Raw genomic sequence first — 1,616 nt, forward strand, 5'->3', positions numbered from 1 at the left:
GCTTCATAACGAGATTTACAGAGCAAGGCGACTGTAGCCACTGGCTCCATGACGAGCGAAGCGACTGTAGCCACTGGCTCCATGACGAGCGAAGCGAGCATAAAGCTTTATGAGCGAAGCGAATCCATTCTTGTTTTTAGCGTCCTAGTGGATATTTGAAAAAACTGCCCCCAGGAATCGAGCGCAGCGAGATTCAATAGAGTTTGAGCGAAGCGAAAACATAGGGCAGTTTTAAATGCTTTTTAATTTTTTTTTGGCTTTTAATAATCTTTTAAGCTTTTAAATGCTTTTAGACACGCTGAAAGCATTGCTGTGTGCGCGTTTCAAGCTTCATTAAGTGACGTTTACCTTGCAATTAAGTGACGTTTACCTTGCAAAAAAATGAAAATTTCAAAAGATAAAGTGACGTTTACCTTGCATGTTGTGACGTTAATTATTAAAGTCACATAAACGTCTAAGAATAATAGAGTCACATAATGAGTAATTTAGTTGTTAAAGATAATGCGTTAATTAATGCGAGTTATAACCTCGATTTAGTCGAGCAAAGATTAATACTTTTAGCGATTATTGAAGCTCGTCAAAGTGGCAAGGGAATTAACGCAAATGACCCATTGATCATTCACGCTGAAAGCTACATCAATCAATTTTCGGCACATAGAAATACTGCATATCAAGCATTAAAAGATGCTTGTGATGACCTATTTGCAAGGCAATTCAGTTATCAGAGCCTTAGCGATAAGGGAAATATCCAGCACCATAAATCAAGATGGGTGAGTGAAGTTATTTATGTTGAGAAAGAGGCGGTTGTTAAATTAATTTTTGCCCCTGCCATCATTCCATTGATTACTCGCCTAGAAGAACAGTTTACAAAATACGATATAGAACAAGTTTCAGGGCTTACAAGTGCTTACGCTGTAAGACTTTACGAATTATTGATTGCTTGGCGTAGCACAGGTAAAACACCCATTATTGAGATACAAAAATTTAGACAAAAACTTGGTGTTCTAGATACTGAATACAAACAAATGAACGATTTTAAAAAGCGAGTTTTAGACATTGCCATAAATCAAATTAATGAAAAAACAGACATTAAAGTTAAGGTCGAACAGCACAAAACAGGTCGTGCGATTTCAGGATTTTCCTTCAAGTTTAAGCAAAAACAAACGGAAATTTCTGAAAAATCAGTATCTCCCCAACGAGATCAAAACACGCCTGACCTATTCACCAAAATGACAGATCCGCAACGCTTCCTATTCGCTCACAAGCTGTCAGAAATGCCTGAAATGAGCAAATACTCTGAGGGTACAGAATCCTTTCAAGATTTTGCGAAACGTATAGCAGACATGCTGTTAGAACCTGAAAAATTTAAAAAGTTTTATCCGCTTTTAGAAAAACTTGGCTTCGGTTCTAAGAAAAATCAATCAACAGTGAAACTGGTTGATCAAGTCAAAACCTACTCTATCGAAGATCATAAATTTATTGCATTCGACCCAAGGGGGAGCGTTCATCTTTCGAGCTGTGCTTTCAGCATTGCACGGGACAAAAGGTACAAGCACTTGAAAAAAGATAGCGAAAAAATGGCAGACTTTGAAAGCAGATTAAAAACGATGCTTCTC

At 37.5% G+C, this 1,616-nt stretch carries 1 pseudogene; it reads left to right on the plus strand.

From position 1 onward, the window contains the following. Nucleotides 1–476: 476 nt before the first annotated feature. Nucleotides 477–1,412: pseudogene (repM, locus tag FTV31_RS16690) on the plus strand (replication initiation protein RepM); the annotation flags it as partial. Nucleotides 1,413–1,616: the final 204 nt, after the last annotated feature.

Source organism: Acinetobacter sp. YH16031 (genome assembly GCF_013417335.1).
Taxonomy (GTDB): domain Bacteria; phylum Pseudomonadota; class Gammaproteobacteria; order Pseudomonadales; family Moraxellaceae; genus Acinetobacter.